22 protein-coding genes are annotated in these 19,590 nt (G+C 50.9%); 11 read left to right on the top strand and 11 right to left on the bottom strand.

Translation table 11 applies throughout. The annotated features are described in order from the left end of the window. Entirely contained in the window at positions 1-1,254 is a 1,254-nt protein-coding gene (fabF, locus tag MKJ04_RS16840) for a beta-ketoacyl-ACP synthase II (RefSeq protein ID WP_241642827.1), read from the bottom strand. Positions 1,255-1,317: 63 nt separating this feature from the next. Continuing rightward, positions 1,318-1,554 carry an acyl carrier protein gene (locus MKJ04_RS16835; protein WP_018477241.1) on the bottom strand — a complete coding sequence of 79 codons (237 nt, stop codon included), beginning with the start codon at positions 1,552-1,554 and terminating at the stop codon, positions 1,318-1,320. 153 nt (positions 1,555-1,707) lie between these two features. Here MKJ04_RS16835 and MKJ04_RS16830 point away from each other — a divergent pair, with 153 nt between their 5' ends. After that, positions 1,708-2,124: an IPExxxVDY family protein gene (locus MKJ04_RS16830; RefSeq protein ID WP_241642826.1), complete on the top strand. Its 417-nt coding sequence runs from the start codon at positions 1,708-1,710 to the stop codon at positions 2,122-2,124. A 2-nt stretch (positions 2,125-2,126) separates the two neighbouring features. Beyond that, positions 2,127-3,554 carry a pyruvate kinase gene (gene pyk / locus MKJ04_RS16825; RefSeq protein ID WP_241642825.1) on the top strand — a complete coding sequence of 476 codons (1,428 nt, stop codon included), beginning with the start codon at positions 2,127-2,129 and terminating at the stop codon, positions 3,552-3,554. 435 nt (positions 3,555-3,989) lie between these two features. On the opposite strand, the gene rpsT is transcribed toward pyk, so the two are convergent. Further along, positions 3,990-4,250 (bottom strand): 30S ribosomal protein S20, encoded by a 261-nt coding sequence (gene rpsT, locus MKJ04_RS16820; protein WP_241642824.1) that lies wholly within the window; start codon positions 4,248-4,250, stop codon positions 3,990-3,992. 265 nt (positions 4,251-4,515) lie between these two features. Continuing rightward, the gene (locus tag MKJ04_RS16815; protein WP_241642823.1) at positions 4,516-4,935 is read right to left on the bottom strand and encodes a hypothetical protein; all 420 of its coding nucleotides are present in this window, start codon (positions 4,933-4,935) and stop codon (positions 4,516-4,518) included. 131 nt (positions 4,936-5,066) lie between these two features. Between MKJ04_RS16815 and MKJ04_RS16810 the strand changes: the two genes are divergently transcribed. Continuing rightward, positions 5,067-6,020: a YheT family hydrolase gene (locus MKJ04_RS16810; protein ID WP_241642822.1), complete on the top strand. Its 954-nt coding sequence runs from the start codon at positions 5,067-5,069 to the stop codon at positions 6,018-6,020. Positions 6,021-6,514: 494 nt separating this feature from the next. Here the strand turns inward: MKJ04_RS16810 and rsmG are convergent, their stop codons facing one another. The 4 genes from rsmG to MKJ04_RS16790 all read right to left on the bottom strand — a co-directional run bounded on the left by rsmG (position 6,515) and on the right by MKJ04_RS16790 (position 9,321). After that, positions 6,515-7,144 (bottom strand): 16S rRNA (guanine(527)-N(7))-methyltransferase RsmG, encoded by a 630-nt coding sequence (gene rsmG, locus MKJ04_RS16805; protein ID WP_241642821.1) that lies wholly within the window; start codon positions 7,142-7,144, stop codon positions 6,515-6,517. A 34-nt stretch (positions 7,145-7,178) separates the two neighbouring features. Beyond that, positions 7,179-7,343 (bottom strand): hypothetical protein, encoded by a 165-nt coding sequence (locus MKJ04_RS16800; protein ID WP_241642820.1) that lies wholly within the window; start codon positions 7,341-7,343, stop codon positions 7,179-7,181. A gap of 275 nt (positions 7,344-7,618) precedes the next feature. Next, positions 7,619-8,227, bottom strand: coding sequence for an RNA polymerase sigma factor (locus tag MKJ04_RS16795; RefSeq protein WP_112303596.1), 609 nt, complete (start codon positions 8,225-8,227; stop codon positions 7,619-7,621). Continuing rightward, positions 8,218-9,321, bottom strand: a complete 1,104-nt coding sequence (locus MKJ04_RS16790; RefSeq protein ID WP_241642819.1) for a glycosyltransferase — start codon at positions 9,319-9,321, stop codon at positions 8,218-8,220. Before MKJ04_RS16790 ends, MKJ04_RS16795 begins: the two co-directional genes overlap by 10 nt. A 433-nt stretch (positions 9,322-9,754) precedes the next feature. Here MKJ04_RS16790 and tgt point away from each other — a divergent pair, with 433 nt between their 5' ends. From tgt to MKJ04_RS16775, 3 genes are all read left to right on the top strand, one after another. Next, complete coding sequence (gene tgt / locus MKJ04_RS16785; RefSeq protein WP_241642818.1) at positions 9,755-10,885, top strand: tRNA guanosine(34) transglycosylase Tgt; 1,131 nt, start codon at positions 9,755-9,757, stop codon at positions 10,883-10,885. Positions 10,886-10,996: 111 nt separating this feature from the next. Next, the gene (locus MKJ04_RS16780; RefSeq protein ID WP_241642817.1) at positions 10,997-12,073 is read left to right on the top strand and encodes an LptF/LptG family permease; all 1,077 of its coding nucleotides are present in this window, start codon (positions 10,997-10,999) and stop codon (positions 12,071-12,073) included. A 1-nt stretch (position 12,074) separates the two neighbouring features. Continuing rightward, the gene (locus MKJ04_RS16775; protein WP_241642816.1) at positions 12,075-13,016 is read left to right on the top strand and encodes a DMT family transporter; all 942 of its coding nucleotides are present in this window, start codon (positions 12,075-12,077) and stop codon (positions 13,014-13,016) included. Here the strand turns inward: MKJ04_RS16775 and ispE are convergent. Beyond that, the gene (ispE, locus tag MKJ04_RS16770; RefSeq protein WP_241642815.1) at positions 12,972-13,781 is read right to left on the bottom strand and encodes a 4-(cytidine 5'-diphospho)-2-C-methyl-D-erythritol kinase; all 810 of its coding nucleotides are present in this window, start codon (positions 13,779-13,781) and stop codon (positions 12,972-12,974) included. The genes MKJ04_RS16775 and ispE overlap by 45 nt on opposite strands. 342 nt (positions 13,782-14,123) lie before the next feature. Here ispE and MKJ04_RS16765 point away from each other — a divergent pair, with 342 nt between their 5' ends. Further along, positions 14,124-15,257: a DegT/DnrJ/EryC1/StrS family aminotransferase gene (locus MKJ04_RS16765; RefSeq protein ID WP_241642814.1), complete on the top strand. Its 1,134-nt coding sequence runs from the start codon at positions 14,124-14,126 to the stop codon at positions 15,255-15,257. A gap of 66 nt (positions 15,258-15,323) precedes the next feature. On the opposite strand, the gene MKJ04_RS16760 is transcribed toward MKJ04_RS16765, so the two are convergent. Next, on the bottom strand, positions 15,324-16,454 hold the full coding sequence (locus tag MKJ04_RS16760) for a trans-sulfuration enzyme family protein (RefSeq protein ID WP_241642813.1): 1,131 nt from the start codon (positions 16,452-16,454) through the stop codon (positions 15,324-15,326). A 159-nt stretch (positions 16,455-16,613) separates the two neighbouring features. Between MKJ04_RS16760 and MKJ04_RS16755 the strand changes: the two genes are divergently transcribed. The 4 genes from MKJ04_RS16755 to MKJ04_RS16740 all read left to right on the top strand — a co-directional run bounded on the left by MKJ04_RS16755 (position 16,614) and on the right by MKJ04_RS16740 (position 18,815). Continuing rightward, complete coding sequence (locus tag MKJ04_RS16755) at positions 16,614-17,234, top strand: hypothetical protein (RefSeq protein ID WP_241642812.1); 621 nt, start codon at positions 16,614-16,616, stop codon at positions 17,232-17,234. Positions 17,235-17,324: 90 nt separating this feature from the next. Then, complete coding sequence (locus MKJ04_RS16750; protein WP_241642811.1) at positions 17,325-17,780, top strand: hypothetical protein; 456 nt, start codon at positions 17,325-17,327, stop codon at positions 17,778-17,780. A gap of 145 nt (positions 17,781-17,925) precedes the next feature. Continuing rightward, entirely contained in the window at positions 17,926-18,381 is a 456-nt protein-coding gene (locus tag MKJ04_RS16745; RefSeq protein WP_241642810.1) for a hypothetical protein, read from the top strand. Between the two features lie 8 nt (positions 18,382-18,389). Next, positions 18,390-18,815, top strand: coding sequence for a VOC family protein (locus MKJ04_RS16740; RefSeq protein ID WP_241642809.1), 426 nt, complete (start codon positions 18,390-18,392; stop codon positions 18,813-18,815). Positions 18,816-19,152: 337 nt separating this feature from the next. On the opposite strand, the gene MKJ04_RS16735 is transcribed toward MKJ04_RS16740, so the two are convergent. Next, positions 19,153-19,341, bottom strand: coding sequence for a hypothetical protein (locus tag MKJ04_RS16735; protein WP_241642808.1), 189 nt, complete (start codon positions 19,339-19,341; stop codon positions 19,153-19,155). Between the last annotated feature and the right edge of the window lie 249 nt (positions 19,342-19,590).

Below are 19,590 nucleotides of genomic sequence, written 5' to 3'. Positions count from 1 at the left end.
TCAATCTTTCAGTTCCCGGAATATCACAGAGGTATTATGGCCACCGAACCCGAAGGTATTACTCAGGGCAACCTTCACCTCACGCTCCTGCGCCTTGTTGAACGTCAGGTTCAACCCGCTGTCCAGGTTCTCATCGTCCGTGAAGTGGTTGATGGTAGGGGGCACGATGTTGTTTTGGATGGCCAGGATAGACGCAATCGCCTCTATGGCGCCAGCGGCACCCAGCAGGTGGCCTGTCATAGACTTGGTAGAGCTGATGTTCAGCTTATAGGCGTGGTCGCCGAAAACCTGCTTGATCGCTTTTACCTCGCTCAGGTCACCCAGTGGTGTAGAGGTTCCGTGCACGTTGATGTAGTCTACCTCCTCTGGCTTGATGCCAGACTGCTGTAGCACGTTCTTCATCACCATAAGGGCACCACGGCCTTCAGGGTGCGGTGCGGTAATATGGTATGCGTCCGCAGACATGGCGCCGCCGATGATCTCGGCGTATATCTTCGCGCCACGCGCCTTGGCATGCTCATACTCCTCCAGGATCAGGGCACCGGCGCCTTCTCCCAACACAAAGCCGTCGCGGTCTGCATCAAAAGGGCGGGAAGCCGTCTCCGGGGAGTCATTGCGCTCTGAAAGGGCTTTCAAAGCATTAAAGCCACCGATGCCAGCCTCTGTTACGGCAGCCTCAGAGCCACCCGTCACAATTATATCGGCCATGTTCAGGCGTATGTAGTTGTAAGAGTCGATGATGGCGTTGGTGGCAGAAGCACAGGCGGAAACGGTCACGAAGTTCGGGCCGCGGAAACCGTGCTTGATGGAGATGTGGCCGGCACTGATGTCGACGATCATCTTCGGGATAAAGAAAGGGTTGAAGCGCGGTGTGCCGTCGCCGTGGGCGAAGTTCACGCACTCTTCCTGGAAGGTGCGCAACCCACCGATGCCAGACCCCCAGATCACGCCAACGCGATCGTAGTCTGCATTCTCATCGGTAATGTTGGCATCCTTAACAGCTTCGTCGGCCACTACCATGGCAAACTGGGTAAAGAGGTCCATTTTGCGGGCCTCCTTTCGATCGAAGTAGTTCTCTGCTTCGTATCCTTTTACTTCACAGGCGAACTGTGTCTTAAACTTACTCGCATCAAAGCGCGTGATAGGGGCAGCCCCACTCACGCCGTTGATCAAACCGTTCCAGTACTCTGAAACAGAATTCCCAAGTGGCGTGAGTGCGCCTAACCCAGTAACTACAACTCTCTTAAGCTCCATAAGATACTAGTAGAGGACAGATAGTAGAAAATTTGTTCTGATAGTGATCTAAATGGGGTGATATTACTTCGCGTGCTCCTCCAGGTAGCTAACAGCCTGACCTACAGTGGCAATGTTTTCAGCCTGATCATCTGGAATGGATACGTTGAACTCTTTTTCAAATTCCATGATAAGCTCAACAGTATCTAATGAATCAGCGCCAAGGTCATTTGTGAAGCTAGCCTCCGGTGTTACCTCCGACTCTTCTACACCAAGCTTATCAATAATGATAGCCTTTACTTTTTCTGCTATTTCTGACATTTTTCTTATAGTTAATTAAAACACTGTGCAAAGAAATATATTTCGGAAGACAATGTCAAAAAAAATCTCTCTATTCGCTGTATTACAAAAGTTTTAGCCCATATATGTCGTTTTACCAAGTTCCCTTGTTATTTTTGGGGCCACGACCTAACTATGCAGACACTCCAGCTTGATATAGAGTACGACTATGACTTCGAAGTGTATGGCGTGACCGCCTCCGTGAAAGAGTACAAACTCGCCTGGGCACTGAACAAGCTGCTGGGTTTTCGGCTCATCAAGCAGGAGGACCTCTGTTACGAGATTGTGCAGCAAGAGCGCCTAATTATATCGAATTATGAGTATATTACCGACCATAGCGTGGTGCGCCTTCTCAAAAACAAAGCATTGGGCATGAAAGCCTTCCTGCTGCCGGAGCTGAAAGAGTATGACTATGTGCTGCAGATAACCGGGCCGCTGCTGCAGCTATACCCCCAGGAGCTTATAAACAAGCTCCTGCGCATCCCGCTGGTGCAGTACGTAAAGCATTTTGACCCACTTACACTTAAACTAAAGGAAAACCTGATATTCTAAATATGGACATATCCTTCAATAAAACAAAGATTCTGGCTACCGTTGGGCCAGCCAGTAACACACCTGAGCGCCTACTGGCGCTCACCAGAGAGGGTGTGAATGCCTTTCGCCTTAACTTTTCGCACGGTGCCTATTCTGAGCACCAGAAAGTAATTGACCATGTGCGCGCCCTAAACGAGCAGCATGGCCTCAACATTTGCCTGGTGCAGGACTTGCAGGGCCCGAAAATCCGCTTGGGCGATGTAAAGAACGGAGCCATTGAAATTCAGGAAGGACAGATCATTAAGCTTGTTTGTGACGGTTCGCTTACGGTTGAGGGCCGGCTCTCGACGATTTACAAGAACCTGGCAAGAGACGTGAAGCCCGGAGACGCCATACTGCTCGACGACGGCAAGCTGGAAGTAAAGGTAATCAGCACCGACGGGGACATGGAAGTAGAGGCCGAGGTAATTTACGGCGGAACGGTGAAGCCACGCAAGGGCATCAACCTGCCAGACTCTAAGGTATCTGCGCCTTCGATGACAGAAAAAGACATCGAGGACCTGCACTTTGGCCTCGACAACGATGTGGAGTGGGTAGCGCTTTCTTTTGTGCGCAAAGCCGCCGACATCGAGGAAATTAAAAGCATTATCGCCTCGCGCGGCAAAGGTACCCGCGTGATCGCTAAAATAGAGAAGCCGGAGGCCATCACCAACATCGACGAGATCATCGAGATCACGGACGCCATCATGGTTGCCCGCGGCGACCTTGGCGTTGAGGTGGGTATGGAGAAGGTGCCGATGATCCAGAAGATGCTGGTGGAAAAGTGCAACCGCGCCGGAAAGCCCGTGATTGTGGCAACCCAGATGATGGAGAGCATGATCACGAACCCGCGCCCTACCCGCGCCGAGACAAACGACGTGGCCAACGCCGTGATCGATGGTGCCGACACCGTGATGCTGAGCGCGGAAACTGCCGTAGGCGCCTACCCTATCGAGACGATTCGCAGTATGAGCCTTACCATCCGTACGGTGGAGGCCAACGCCAATATCTTTAACAAGAGCTATGCCCTGAACCCGGAAACGCGCACGTTCTACAGCGACAGCCTCGTGGCCAGCGCCTGTAGCCTTGCGCACGCCACCCAGGCCAGTGCCGTTATCGGTATGACCAAATCAGGTTATACTGCCTTCCAGTTGGCTAAATACCGCCCCAAGGCTGATATCTTCATCTTCACGGAGAACCCTGGGCTCCTGAACACGCTGAACCTGGTATGGGGCGTTCGCGGCTTCCACTACGACAAGTTCGAGTCGACAGACGCTACGATAAATGACATCAAGCAGACGCTTTTAGACGGCGGCTATCTTGAGAAAGGCGACGTGTTCATCAACACAGCCAGCATGCCGATAAATGAGCAGAAACGCACCAATATGATTAAGCTGAGCATTGCCTAAGCATAAGCAATTTATCAGTAAAACAGATCGGCCCCCGAAGTTACCTTCGGGGGCCGATCTGTTTATACCTGTATTTCGTTCTGGGTTTAACTGATCAGGAAAAATGAAGCTTCTCGACTATTAATACCGATATCAAATAGATTCTGCGCATGTGGAAGTGCAAAATAACCCACCCCTGCCCCTCCCAAGAGGGGAATTGTACTACTTGAAAGGCAAGGCTGTGTGCACTCATCAATTGATATTGGTATATGAAGTATCAACTTTTAACACTGGCCTGTGGCTAGTATATCATCCACAGACTAGCTGCTTCATTATTGAACCATATGAAAACGGCCTGTGATATGGTATTGTGCTGGCGGCACGGCAGCAAAAGGCATAAACACAAAAAGCCTTGCACACTTGGCGCAAGGCTTTTCTGAAGCGTTCCAGCAAAAATTAAGCTGCGGCCAGGCCGTTCACGAACTTAGCCAATCTTGACTTGTTGTTCGCTGCTTTGTTTTTGTGGATGATGTTTTTCTTAGCCAAACGGTCAAGCATAGAAGAAACTGTCTTGTAAAGCTCTTGCGCCTCTGCCTGATCAGTTGTTTTCTCTAACTTCTTGATGAAAGTACGAGTGGTTTTCGCTTGATATCTGTTACGAAGACGTTTGGCGTTGTTCGCTCTGATTCTTTTTAATGCCGACTTATGGTTAGCCATATGAATTGTATGTATTTAGATCTTTTATTCTGTTCTCTGAATTAGTTTGCAAAGGTATATTCTTAAGGATTAATTTCCAAAATCTCCCCGGAAAAAATTGAGTTCCCTTTGCGTTTGGCAAATATAAGAAAACATACCGCTATTTACTATCCCCACCTGATTCTTTCCGCAGGATGCCCCGCAAATGGCTGCAGTAAAAACAAGGAGGCCGCTGTTACCAGAACAGCGACCTCCTTCATATAGGTAGTCGGGCCAAGCCCTTGAATTAGTTATTTTCCTTCTTTACGTCCACGTCCACATCAATGTCCTTGATGTCGCCTAAACGCTTCTGAACCTTGTTTTCCATTTCGTTCCACTCATCTTTAGCCTCTTGCCACTCTTCCCGGGTTTTTTCGTCCCAGGTGGAGCTTTTGGCTTCCAACTCGGCCTCGCGGCGCTTATACTCTCTTCTCGTTTCCAGCCACTCCTCTTTCGTAGCGGTTTCGGTTCGGTTGGCATTCGTCTGTACCCAGGCCTCAAACTCGTCGATGTCGTTGTTCATGTCCATGTTCTCATGGCTCATTTCTGTTTGTGCCTCGTCAATTTCCTGGTTCGTTTCCTGGGCAGTTTCCTGGTTACAGGCAACGGTAAAAGCACCAATTGCGAAAGCGATGCCTATTGTCTTTAATTTTGATGTAACTTTCATAGTTCTTATTTGTTGGTTCTAGTCCCACTTTACGCAATAATAAATATATTGGTATATCCGACCCGGTATTTTCGGCTAAAAGTGGGCTATACGCCTTAAAAAAACCACATTAGCGTTCGACGCTACCACATATGCCCATTCTCCCCTCCTCACACAAAGCACCCTTTTACCTCTTTAACGGACATCTTCAAACCATCATACCCAGCCTGTTCAGGCAGGTGGAGGGCGTGCACTACCAGCGCGAGCGCCTGGTCACGCCCGATGAGGATTTCCTGGACATCGACTGGTCAGTTGTGGGGTCAGACTCCCTGCTTGTGTTGTCGCATGGGCTGGAGGGAGACTCTAGCAGGCCCTACATCACCGGTATGGTCAAAGCATTTAACCAGCGGGGTATAGATGCGCTGGCCTGGAACTACCGGAGCTGCAGCGGGGAGCCCAACAACCTGCTCCGCTCCTACCACCTCGGCGCCTCCGACGACCTGGACTTTGTGGTGCGCCATGCCCTGAAAAAGCACAACTACAAGCAGGTATACCTGACAGGCTTTAGCGCGGGCGGCAACATAACCCTGAAGTATTTGGGGGAGGCCCCGGAGCAGGTGCCCAAGCAGGTGAAGCGGGCGGCAGTTTTCTCCGTGCCCGTCGACCTCAAAGGATCGGCTATGAAGATACCCATGCTGTATACCCGGCGGTTCCTGAAATCGCTGAAGGCAAAGCTGGAACACAAAAAAGCCCTGTATGCTGCGGAGGTAGACTTGACGGACTACAATATTTACTGGTCGTTCCCGGAGTTTGATGATAGGTATACCGCGCCCATGCACGGCTTTAAGGACGCAGAGGACTATTACGCGCGCGTCAGTTCAAAGCAGTTTATCCGGCATATCCAAATTCCGACGCTGCTGGTGAACGCGATGAATGACCCTTTCCTGTCTGAGGAGTGCTACCCTGTGCAGGAGGCGCTGGAAAACAGTTCCTTTTACCTGGAGATGCCTGCGGAGGGTGGCCACGTGGGCTTTGCTGAAGACTCCTGGGCCGGCATATACTACTCCGAGTCCAGGGCGCTTCGGTTTCTGCTGGAGGAAGCGTAGGGTTTCGTTGGCCGTTGCGCGTTATTCGGCAGCGTGATGTGGCAGGGGTTTCGGAGAAAAGACAACGTAGAGAGAATGGCGGCTAGCGCTTCGCCGAATTAGAAATTAGAAATTAAGTATAATATTACTATAAATTAGAATTTGCACAGTCAAATTTGACGTTACGCAAGAGAGTCGCACAGTTCGTAAAAGTCCCCCTTGGGGGTAGGGGCCCTCGACGAAGAAGGGGGATGAGAGGCGGCCGGAATAACCTTTCGTGCTCTTGCTTGATGAGAATAAAATATTTCACAGTAGACTCTACGCAGGGTGTGTCATCCCCCTAACCCCCTTCAAAGGGGAACAAAAGAGGGCATGTCGTAACAGCAAGTAATGAACACTGCACGAAAATACTTTAATACGCTAAATCCATTGGATAATGGTATAAAGCCGTTCCTATTCATATAAAACAAACGCTAATTCTAGTGATTAAATTGGTTGAGTGCTAGGTATAGACCTCACTTAAAAGGCACATATACCACCTTCTTCGTTTCGAAAAAATCTTCCTGAAAGCTGTCTTTCAGGTCATATACCTTGGCAATGAGGCCAGACTCAGCAATCTCCTCGGTCAGGTCGCCGCCTTTCAGGAAGTAGAGGCCTTTGGCAGGCACATCGGGCTTCTTGAAGCTGTTTGCCACCCACGGGTAGAAGTTGGCCAGGCGTGTCACGGCGCGGCTCACCACAAAGTCGAACTTCTCCCGCACGTGCTCGGCCCGCACCTGCGCTGCCGTCACGTTGTGCAGGTGCAGCTCCCGGGCTATTTCCTCCACCACGTGTATTTTCTTGCCGATGGAGTCTACAAGGTGAAACTTCACCTCAGGGAACATTACGGCCAGCGGCAGGCCCGGCAAGCCGCCCCCGGTGCCCACATCCAGCACGGCAGTATGCGCCGGGAAGCTGACCACCTTGGCAATGCCCAGCGAATGCAGGATGTGGTGCACGCTCAGCTGATCCATGTCCTTCCGCGAGATCACGTTTATCTTCTGGTTCCACTCCGCATACAGCGCGCCCATGTGGTCATACTGCTGCAGTTGGTCTTCGGTAAGCTCCGGGAAATAGCCGGATAGCAAGGTGCGGATGGCAGTCATTATTTAATTATGAATGATGAATTACGAATTTCCTTTAGGAGACAACAAAGTATAAAACAGCTGCAAGTAGCGCCACAAAAGTGGCTACGGCTAGCGCCATGAGCAGGTCGAAGAGCAGCACAAGACCAGCATTTTTATACTTGCCCTCATACTTTACCTGTAGTTCTCGTTCTACACGCTCCTGTCTGCGCCATCGCAAGTACAAATACCGCTTCCCAATTTCTTCAAGTATAGTATCAGCTACTCTTGGCATATCTTAGTTATACTTCACAAGTATAAATCTTGTGTCCTGTGTCTTGCTACTTGCTTCTTTGTTGCTGCAAAAGTATAAAATAAGAACCAGAATCGGCTATATGTATAAAGCCCCTGCTGCTTTTGGGCAACAGGGGCTTTAAACGTAATCAATAATCAACCTTAATTTAATATCTTAATACCGCAATGCGGCTAATCTCTCAGGAGCGAACAATTCAACAATTAAATTAAATGCTTCTTGTTCTTTACCATGTCATAGAGCAACTCGCGGGCGCGGTGCAGTTGGGCTTTCACGGTGCCGAGCGGCGCGTTCAGCTCGGTGGCGATCTCCTCGTAGCTCAGCTCGTTGAAGTAGCGCAACGTTACCAGGCGCTGGTACTTGTCTGGCAGCTTGGCCACCACATACTGCATGATCTCGATTTTCTGGTTCTTGATCGCCTCCTCCTGCGGGTTGAGGTTCTTGTCCTTAAAGTCTATGGTGATCTCGTCGCCATTGTCGATTTTGATCGCCGAGTCAATCGACATCGTCTTGATCCTGTTCTTGCGGATAAAGTCGATGCAGTTGTTGGTGGCGATGCGGAACAGCCAGGTGCTGAAGGCATACTCCGGGTTAAATTTATGCAGGTTCCGGAAAGCCTTCGCGAAGGCCTCTATTGTTAAGTCCTCTGCGTCGTCGGCGTTGCGCACCATCTTCAGCACCACGTGGTACACGGGCTTTTTATAGATACTCATCAGCTCGGCGTACGCTTTCTCGTCGTTATCTTCTACCGCGGCCTGAATAAGTTTGAAGTCGTGCTTTGCTTTCGCAGAGAATTGTTTGTTTACTTCCATCTGAATTTTTTATACAGTATTACAGATACCCCTAGTAACACGTAGTTAAAAAAATAAACTACATCGAGCAGCGGCAACATCAAAGGGGACACGGCATCGCCCAGCCTGCGGGCAACCAGCACATACACCGGAATCACCGCCAGATACCGAACCGCTATAAGCCCGCCCAAGATAGCCAAATGGCTACTCAGAACAAGAAGAACGACTGAAATAGTGTAAAAAAGTATATTAGCCACTACAAAAGATCCGATTCTTGCTCTATCCGCAGCCTTGTATCGCCCGCCGACAGACATGTGCCTGCGCTTTTGTACCAGCCATTCCCGAAACGTCTTCTTAGGAATGCTGACCGTTTGCCCCTCCTTGTCTATAACAATGCTGATGCTACTATTGTTGGCCGCGTCTCGCACAAAGAGATCATCGTCGCCGCCTATTGTTTTGATATGAGATGCAAACCCCTTGTTTTTAAAGAAACATCCTTTGGTGTAAGATAAGTTTCGGCCAACGCCCATATAGGGATTACCCATGTTTGCATGAGACAAATACTGAATTCCGGTCAGCAAGGTTTCATAACGCACCAAGTCATTTAAAAATCCTTTTACTTGTATATATGGAGAATAGCCCAGCACTACCTCAGCGCCGTTTTTATACCCGCACTGCATTTTTTTGATCCAATTCAGGCTCGTGGGCCTACAGTCGGCGTCGGTGAGCAGCAGGTGCTCAAAACGGGCGGCTTTAATGCCCAGCGACAGCGCATATTTTTTTGGGTTCAGGTACTGCGGGGTGTTCTTCACCGTCACGACCCGAAAATTCCCAAACTGCTTTTCCAATTCATACAGGTAAAACTCGGTGTCGTCCTCGGAGCGGTCGTTCACCAGGATCACCTCAAACTCCGGGTACTCCTGGTCGAGCAGCAGCGGGAGCAGTTCCATCAGGTTCTCCAGCTCGTCGTGCGCCGCCACAATCACCGACACCGGCCACACGGCCTCATCCGTCGGGTCCTGGTGCCGGGCCAGGGGCAGAAAGTAAATCAGGCTGAAGTAAAGCTGCACCAGCACGCACAGCGCTAGCAGCACCAAAAGTATCGTTGAAATCAAGTTGGTGATTGTTGAGATTCCTGCTGTAGGTGAACCGGGCAAGCCAATCCTGAAACATATGAGGACGGTTTATCAAGAATATCTTGCGAGCAAACACCACAATCATTCTTGAAAAATCCAGTGTCCTAAGTCTTGAATCGTGTGTCTTGTGTCCTAAGTCTTGCGTCCTGTGTCCTGTGTCTAAAATCTTGCGTCTTGTGTCTTGTGTCTTGCGTCTTGCGTCCTAAGTCTCAACCTACATTCAAAATTAGCTATTCCTGCCCTATTTCCGAAGCCTCCAAGGATTTATTAGATGTTTGTGGTTTGCACCACCGCAGTTCCTATCTTTGTAGGTTGATATTATTACAGGAACTTAAAGCAGCAGCAGCCTGTCCGGCAACTCAATACGCCTGGCCTTGCCTGAGCAAGGCCGCGACCCGGCTATACCTATACCATGCAATTTAACCTCATCGCTACAGACCCTCAGTCGAAAGCCCGCGCAGGCGTTGTGCAGACCGACCACGGCCCCATCGAAACCCCTATCTTTATGCCGGTGGGCACCGCCGGATCCGTGAAGGCCGTGCACCAGCGCGAGCTTAAGGACGACGTAAAGGCCGAAATCATACTGGGCAACACATACCATTTATACCTGCGCCCCGGCCTGAATGTGCTGGAGCAGGCTGGCGGCCTGCACAAGTTCAACGGCTGGGACCGCCCCATCCTGACGGACAGCGGCGGTTATCAGGTGTTCTCGCTGGCGGGCACCCGCAAGATAAAGGAGGAAGGCGTGAAGTTCCGCTCGCACATCGACGGCTCCGCACTCGACTTTACCCCGGAAAACGTGATGGACACGCAGCGCATCATCGGAGCCGACATCATCATGGCCTTCGACGAGTGCACGCCATACCCCTGCGACTATACCTATGCCAAGCACTCGATGGAGCGCACCCACCGCTGGCTGCAGCGCTGCGTTGACCGCTTCGACAACACCGAGCCCAGGTATGGGTATAACCAGACCCTCTTCCCGATCGTGCAGGGCAGTACCTACAAAGACCTTCGGGTGCGGTCGGCAGAGACGATAGCCGGCTTTGGCCGGGAGGGCAACGCCATCGGAGGCCTGTCGGTGGGCGAGCCTGCCGAGATGATGTATGAGATGACCGAACTGGTGTGCGACATACTGCCACAGGACAAGCCGCGTTACCTGATGGGCGTGGGCACACCCGCTAACATCCTGGAGAACATCGCGCTGGGCGTGGACATGTTCGACTGCGTGCTGCCGACGCGCAATGCCCGCAACGGCATGCTGTTTACCACGCAGGGGATCATCAACATCAAAAACAAGAAATGGGCCGATGACTTCAGCCCGATCGATGCGGAGCTGGGGGGGTATGTGAGCACTTTTTACAGCAAGGCCTACCTGCGCCACCTCATCCACAGCACCGAGTACCTTGCCGGCCAGATTGCCAGCGTGCACAACCTCACGTTTTACCTGTGGCTGGTAAAGCAGGCCCGTCAGCGGATCATCAACGGAACTTTCCGGGAGTGGAAAGATGTGATGGTAAAGAAACTGATGACTCGATTGTAATAATTAGCAATTAGAAATTATGAATTAGAACTGAAGATGACATGCATGCCCCATCAAAGTAAACTGGCCTGCCATTTTTAATTTCTAATTTTTAATTCATAATTAGACTCTGTGAAGCTCCTCGACAAATATATAGTAAAGAAGTTCCTGACAACTTACGTCTTCACGGTGCTGATACTGGTGGCGGTTATTCTCGTGATCGATTTCACGGAGAAGAACGACGACTTTATCAAGACCAACCCCAGCGTGGGCGAGATCATCTTCGACTACTACCTCAACCTGATCCCGTTTTACGCCAACATGCTCAGCCCGATCACGGTGTTCATCGCCACGGTGTTCGTCACGGCCAAGCTGGCCTCGCATACCGAGATCGTGGCGATCCTGAGCAGCGGCGTGAGCTTCAGGAGGCTGCTGGTGCCCTACCTGATGGGGTCCTCGCTGATTGCGGCCACCATTTTCCTGCTGATCGGGTGGGTGATCCCGAACGCGAACCGGGAGAGCGTGGCCTTTCAGATCAAGTACATCAAGAGCCCCTTCACCTACGACAGCCGCAACATCCACATCAAGATTGCCCCCGAGACCTACGTGTATATGGAGAGCTACAACAACTCGGCAAACGTGGGGTATAACTTCGCGCTGGAGAACATTGAGGGCACCAGCCTAAAGCGAAAGCTCTCCTCCAACAGCATCTCCTGGAACGAGGAGGACGAGAAGTGGCACGTGGACAACTATACCCTCCGCACGTTCGACGGCGAGCAGGAAACGATCACCAAAGGTGCCTCGCTGGATACCACCCTCAACATGTGGCCCAAGGACTTTGAGAGCACCTACAAACTCGAGCAGACCCTGACGCTGCCCCAACTGAGCGCGTATATCAACGAGAAGATTGACCGGGGCGCCGACGACACCGAGGTATACCTCATCGAGAAGTACGAGCGCTTCAGCTACCCTTTCGCCATCATCATCCTCACCGTGATCGGGGTGATCATGAGTGCCCGCAAGGCGCGGGGCGGAGTGGGCTTTCAGGTGGCGCTGGGCTTTTTGCTGGCGTTTGTGTTCATCATCTTCGTGATCGCGAGCCGGAGCCTGGCCCAGGTCGGGGATCTTGCCCCGCAGATCGCCGCCTGGATCCCGACGATTATTTTCTCAGGTATAGGATTTTTGTTGTACCGTTACGTTCCGCGTTAGCATGCCGCGTTTAAAAGATTTTCTGGAGCTCCACTTCGTTATTTTCCTGTGGGGGTTCACGGCCATCCTTGGCAAACTGATCAGCATACCGGCCGTGGAACTGGTTTCGCTGCGCACCCTTATCACGGCGCTGGCGCTTGCCCTAATCATATATAGACGTGGGACGCCGTTCCGGATCGGGAGCATGAACATTGTGAAGATCGTGAGCGTGGGCTTTGTTATCGCCGGGCACTGGATCCTGTTTTTCGCGGCTGCGCGGGTGGCGTCGGTGTCTATCAGCCTGGTGGGTTTGGCTACCTGCAGCCTCTGGACCGCCTTCCTGGAGCCGCTCTTCTCTAAAAGCAAAATCAAGCCGCACGAGATCGTGCTGGCCCTGCTCATCATCATGGGGCTATACATCATCTTCCAGCACGAAACCGAGTTCAACAGCATCCTGGGCATCGGCATGGCCGTTGGCTCCGCCTTGCTGGCCTCCATTTTCACCATCATCAACTCCCGGCTGGTCAAGAAATTCCCCTCCACCACCATTACCTGCTACGAGATGGCCGGTGCCTGCCTGGGCACGGTGCTTTTCTTCCCGTTCTATACTGCTTTTTTTGTGGAGAGCGGCACGCTCAACTTTGGCCTGACCGCGATGGACTGGGTATACCTCCTGATCCTGACGCTGGCCTGCACCGTGTATGCCTATACCGCGGGCGTGCGCCTGATGCAGCGCATCTCGGCCTACTCCATGAACCTAACCGTGAACCTGGAGCCGGTGTATGGCATCGTGCTGGCCTGGTTTATCTTTGATGAGGGCGATAAGCTCTCGGATGGCTTTTACTACGGCGCGGGCGTTATTCTGATGAGCGTTTTTGTATACCCCGTGCTGGATGCCTACGTAGAACGACGGAAAAGGCTAAAGCAGCCCTTTCCAGACAAGGTAGTGGTCGGGAAAGACTAAGTCTGCCGGCGCCTCGCCCTTAAAAAGGCCATACAGGGCAGAGCCCGAGCCCGTCATGGCGGCGTAGGAGGCACCGGCCGCGTATAGCTTCGCCTTCACCTGCGGCAGCTCCGGGTATTTCGGGAACAGGGCTTCCTCAAAGTCATTCTTCAGCACCTCTTTCCATACATGCACGTCCTGCTTCAGCAGCAGGCCCATGCTGCAGTTCGGCTCTTTCGGGGTAATGCTACCATAGGCTTCGGCGGTGGTGATATGGATGCCCGGGTACACCACCACGCAGGTATAGCCGCTCAGGTCGAGGGTAACCGGCGTGAACTCGTCTCCGCGCCCCGAGGCGATGACCGGCTTGTTGCGCACAAAAAAAGCGCAGTCGCTGCCCAACTTGCGGGCATAATTTTCCAGCGTTTCAGCATTCAGGTTAAGGGCAAAGAGTTTGTCCAGGATGCGCAGCGCGAAGGCCGCGTCTGCCGAGCCTCCCCCCAGCCCTGCCCCCATGGGTATGACCTTGTGCAGGTGCATGTGCACGGGCGGGAGCTGATGGTCCTGCTGCAGCAATTTATAGGCTTTCAGGCACAGGTTCGTGTCCGGGTCGCCGGGCACAGGCAAGCCGGTCATGGTGAAGGTTTCTTCGGCAGCAGGCAAAATCTCTAGCGCGTCGCACCACCTCACCGGGTAAAAGCACGACTCCAGGGTATGGAAGCCGTCGGGGCGCTTGGCCGTAACGTATAAGCCGAGGTTGATTTTTGCGTTCGGGAAGTCGAGCATAAGGCGATTTGTGGCTAATTTGAAGGTGCAATCTATAAAATAGTACGGAATCGGCAGTTGCCAGCGGCCATTTCTGGATTTTGTACGTGCCTTATCCGCTCAGGTGCGCCACGATTTCAAAACACCACAGCCACGGGTCTGTTTCAGACTGCTGTCAGCCCCAAGGCATCCGACTGGCCATAACGAAGATTTTTTTGGACATCAGAGGCAACACTCTTCCTGTGGGTGCGTTTGAAACGGGAAATCGCCTCGCCTCGCACAGCGGCCAGCCAGCCTGTCCGCTCACCCAGAGCGACAGCGCGCTACCCTGTTTCCGGGTTCACAGCACATACCTTTAGCACTATGACCTACAAGCCAGGACGAATTTTCCTCTCGGTGCCGCACATGGGGGGCCATGAGAAAAATTATGCGCAGAAAGCAATCGAGGACAATTGGGTGTCTACGGTCGGGCCCAATCTGACTGGCTTTGAGCACGACATCTGCCAGCACACCAACGCGCGCCATGCCGTGGCGGTTACTTCCTGCACGGCGGCCCTGCACCTGGCACTGCGGTTAGTGGGCGTTCAGCCCGGCGACGAGGTGCTGTGTTCTACCTTTACGTTTGTGGCGGCGGCAAGCCCCATTTTATACCTCGGGGCCGTGCCGGTTTTCGTGGAGAGCGAGGAAGAGACCTGGAACATGTGCCCCACCACGCTGCGCGAGGCGATCGTGTCGCGGCAGGCCCGTGGGAAACATCCTGCGGCACTTGTGCTGGCGCACCAATACGGCATGCCCGCCAAGGTTCAGGAGGTTCTGGCCGTGGCCGAAGAGTTTGGGATACCCGTTGTGGAGGATGCCGCCGAGGCACTTGGCTCCCGTTACGGTGGCCACCAGGTAGGCACCATGGGCCTTTTTGGCACCTTTTCCTTTAATGGCAGCAAGATCATCACCACCTCCGGCGGCGGGGCCCTGGTTACCGCAGATCCGCAGCTGGCAGAGCAGGCCCTGTTTTTAGCGACGCAGGCAAAAGACCCCGCCCCCTTTTTCCAGCACACGCAGTTGGGCTACAGCTACCGTCTGAGCAACGTGAGCGCGGGTATAGGCCGCGGGCAGATGGAGGTGCTGGAGAAACGCATCAAGCAGCGCCGCGAAATTTATACCTTCTACAAAAACCAACTGCAGTCTATCGAAGGCGTGTTCTTTCTGGCCGAGCCGAAGGGGGCTTTCTCCAACCGCTGGCTCACTACGCTGCTACTGCCCGCCAACACTCACCCCGAGGAGGTGCGGCTGGCCCTGGAACAGGAGAACATTGAATCGCGGCCGCTCTGGAAACCCCTGCATCTGCAGCCTCTTTTCGCGCCCTATCCTTATTATGGGAACAGCCTGAGCGAACACCTGTTTAAGCGGGGAATATGCCTGCCAAGCAGCAGCAGCCTGACGGAAGAAGAACTGGAGAAAGTGGTGAAGCACCTAAAGCGATTGCTGGAGGAGGTATAAATTCCTCGAAGGAGGTATCCGTAAAACACCTTTAACCGCTGCAACACCGGCGGGCAACCGCATTCATTACACCGCTGCTAACGCTGTTTCCAGTTCTTTCAACAGTTCCTCCGGCTCTTCTATGCCCACCGAAAAGCGTATAACGCCGGCCGTGATCCCTAGCTTTTGTTGCTGCTCGGGGCTGAGGGCGCGGTGCGAGGTTCCGAGCGGGTAAGAGATCGAGGTGTTGACACCGGCCAAAGAGGGCGCAAACGGAATGGTGGGAAGTGCTTTCATGAAGCGGTTCACCACCTCCCTGTCGTCACGGATCCGGAAACTGAGCATCCCCCCGAACAGCCCCCTGCCCTGCCGCTTCGCGAGTTCGTGCTGCGGGTGCTCCTCCAGCCCCGGGTACCACACTTTCTCCACCTTGGGGTGCTGCTGTAAGTAAGCAGCCATGGCGAGGGCATTGCTGCTGTGCTGCTTCATGCGCAGGCGCAGTGTTTTCAGGCCACGGGCCGCCAGCCAGGCCTCAAATGGGCTCAGGTTCAGTCCATATACCATCTTCACCTTCTGTACGCGCTGTACATCCTCTGTCGTGCGGCAAATTACCACGCCCGCTGTCACATCGCTGTGGCCGGAGAGATACTTCGTCACACTATGAATCACCACATCCGCCCCCAAGGCCAAAGGCTGGGTAAGCACTGGTGTGGCAAAAGTATTGTCGATAACCAGTTTGATACCCTGCTGCCTGGTTTCTTCCGCCAGTTTGGCCACATCCAGCACCTGCAATAGCGGGTTGCTCATGGTTTCGGCCAGCAGCAGTCGGGTATTCGGCTGCACATGCGCCCCCAGGGTATACAGCGCCTCGTTGGGCACATACGTCACCTCAATGCCAATACGGGTCAGTTCCTGCGTGAGCAGCGTCGACGATCCGCCATAGATCTCCTCGGCGCACAGCACATGGTCTCCGGCTTTGCAAAGGGCCAGCACCGCCGCCAGTATGGCCGACATACCCGAGGAGGTAACCACGCCTCCTGCCCCACTCTCCAGCTTGTTCACCTCCTGCGCCAGTTCGTCGGTGTTGGGGTTGCCGTAGCGGGTATACATGTAGCTTTGGCCCGGCTGCCCAAAGTACTGCTCCAGCTCGTTCAGGTCTTCGAAGGCAAACACAGAGGTCTGGTAAATGGGGGTCGTTTTCGGGTGGATGTGCGGCATATTGGGTATGTATAAATTTGCCCTCAAGTTAAGGAGGTTTTCTTATATTGTAAAGGCATAGCGGGTGGCTGAGATTTTATACTTGCTGCTTATACCCCAAGGTTGAGGAGCTTCGCATACTGTGCAGATAAGACGAATTGGGTTCCGTTTAGCTACGAGTTGGCCATAATTGAAACAATGAATAGACTTTGCCCTTTACTAATAGTTTTCTTTTTTGCTTCTTGTGGAGACAACTCAAGGGAGTCAGAAGAGATATACTATGTGGTGAAGGAAGGTAAAAACTACATAAAGAGCGAAAAGTATAAAGATAACCCGCCACCTCCAACTGACCTGACCTATGGCGAGTACAATTTCATTTTTGTTGGCAGCGACAAAGTATACCTTCACACAGTTTCCCACAGGCATCTTTGCGGGTTCGGCAGGAGTGAATCTGATTACATCAAAGTACCTTTTATAGAGCTTACGCCTGAACAAATTAAGACGCTTAGAGCTGAAGACGCAGCTTCTTTCCTTGATTCTACCATGAGAGCTAACTGGCAGTTATACCAGCCTTACTGGGTTGTTACGCTTTCTAGCTCAACTGACACGATAACAAATCCAGCTTTTGAGCAGATTAGCAACTACTTGACTAAAGACCTTCTCATAAGGTACAACATCCGGAAGTGGACCAAGGAAGAAAGCTATGCCATAAGATCTAAAATGGAAGGGCGAACTTATACTCCTTTAGAGTCAATCAAAGCGTTAGGAATTGACTCAAGTGTAGTATGTAAACAGCATTAGTAGAACAACATAAGCCAACACAGTTCAGCCTTTATGCTTGGCTTAGCCTCGACCATCGGCTACACGAGCACGGTGGCCGTAATTGTAATCATGAAAAAAGCCCTTCTTCTATTTTCAATGGTGCTTGTGCTGACGCCTGTGCTGTCGTATGGACAGAATAGACAAGTAGAAGGAGTTGAAGCGGTTAAACTTCCTTGCTTTGCAGCAAATAATACGATAGAGTTTCACCTGTCAAGTGGCCTTAAGAAAGGTAAAACTTATTGGTTTGGAGAAGGCTTTGCACAGGCTTATACTTCAGAAACAGGTGCTCAACTTGTAGTAATCTGTAGCTCTAAGTATAGAACACCTGCCCTACAAGGGAAGCATTATGTTGTTACTTCGCAAGATGGTAAAAAGAGAGAGGGGAAAATAAGGAAAACTGATTATCTGTGGAGAGAAGAAGACTTCTTCGGCTTCATAGTTTACTATACAAAAGTCAATGAATATGAGAAAGAACTCTTTGACAGTTTGATTGACCAAATTGTGGCCCTGATAAAGAAAGAATAACGTCGGGCAACAAAATATGGGTTTACCCTTGCCCCCTCTTCGCTACTCGGATGAACAAGTAATGTTGTATGCCTTTCTAATATTCATCACAACGAAAACTGTTCTGATAATGTAAAATTATTCCCATGAATAGACAAAGCTAAGAATGAACTTTAATAATTTAAATTACGATGAGTTAGACAATCTAGCAGTACAGAATTTAATTTTTGACACAAAAGAATTAGGTTCAATTCTAAAAGCTCATCTTTTTATTGAACGTCTAATTGAGTCTTTGATTAAAGAAAAACTAGAGAACCCAGAATCTTTATTTAGAAATCAACTATCCTTTAACTTAAAAGTTGATCTGGCGCATTCTCTCGGAATCCTTCCAGAAAGGTTAATATCTCCAATCAAAAGTTTAAATTCAATTAGAAATAAATACGCTCATAAATTAGATTATCAGGTTAGTTTCGAAGAACTAAATAGTATAAAGTTGGGCTGGGAAAATATCCAAGATAAAGCCTTTGAAGCCGCAAAGAAAAAAGGAATTGAAGACGCGGTAATGATAGCTTGCCTTTTCTTATGTTGGTCTTTATTAAATTCAAAGAATGGTGAAAAATAATATAAAAAATGGAAAATCAGATTTATCCTTGTTTATGGTTTGATGGACAAGCCCAAACAGCAGCACAATTTTACTGTTCAATCTTTAAGAATTCAAAGATTACCGCAGAGAATCAAATGGTTGTCACGTTTGAACTGAACGGCAAAAAGTTTATGGGACTAAATGGAGGCCCAGAATTCAAATTTAATGAAGCAGTGTCATTTGTGGTTGACTGCGAAACTCAGGAAGAAATTGACCATTTCTGGGAAAAACTGACTTCTGATGGCGGAAGTGAAGGCAATTGTGGTTGGTTAAAAGACAGGTTTGGAGTTTCGTGGCAAATTGTTCCAACCGTTTTACCAAAACTTTTAAGCAATCCCGACAAAGCGAAAAATGTAATGGATGCCTATATGAAAATGAAAAAGTTTGATATTGAAAAACTAAAAAACGCGTAATCATCAAAAATAAATTATACCAGTCTGAACTGATTAAGACGTGTTTGAAAGATAGGGGTAGTACTCGACCAATTTAATTACCAGAAGTAGCGTTTGTTTTTATATAAATAGAAACGGCTTTTATGCCCCCTTCCTAATTATTAATTTCTAATTTTTAATTTGGCGAAGCAGTAGTTTGTGATAAAGGTTATCAGTTGGGGATTTTCAAAAAACACTTCAGCTCCTTCTCCATCATCTCTTGTGCCTGCTGCATGGTGTCGAAGACGTTGAAGACGCGCTTTCGGCGCAGCTGTTGGGAAAAGGGCTCCACCGGATTTAGCTCCGGGTTGCGCAGTTTCTACTGGTGAGCCAGTGCCCCAGCAGCCCCCTGCGCTCCAGCCAGCCAGGTTAGGGAGCCCACCCGCATCTCATCCTCGAAGTAGATATCCTGACTCAGTTCAGCAAAGTTTTTTAAAAGCCTGTGCCTGGCCCTCGTCCAGACGGTAAAGTTGCCAGAGCCGATGGCCTTGGCGATGGCAGCTCTCAAACAGGCGAAGAAACTGGCTGCGGTCCCGAACTATGGCCTTGCCTGCTCTACGACCCTGCTCCTCCAAAAATGTTAAACCCTCTTCCATAACTAAGCCACACTCCATGTTTAGGTATAGCAGGACTTTCGCAAAGCTGCCGTTGTTGCGTCTTTTGACCAACAAGTTGTTGGTCAAAAGAACCCACAAACGCAGGTTTCACAATGCGTTCGCTCTGGGTTTGGGTTTTATTGGAAAGTCTTGTCTAGGTT

Origin of the sequence: Pontibacter sp. E15-1 (assembly GCF_022601975.1) — a bacterium.
Lineage (GTDB): Bacteria > Bacteroidota > Bacteroidia > Cytophagales > Hymenobacteraceae > Pontibacter.
Note: the sequence above shows the minus strand (reverse complement) of the source record. Positions and strands in the feature narration are given on the sequence as shown.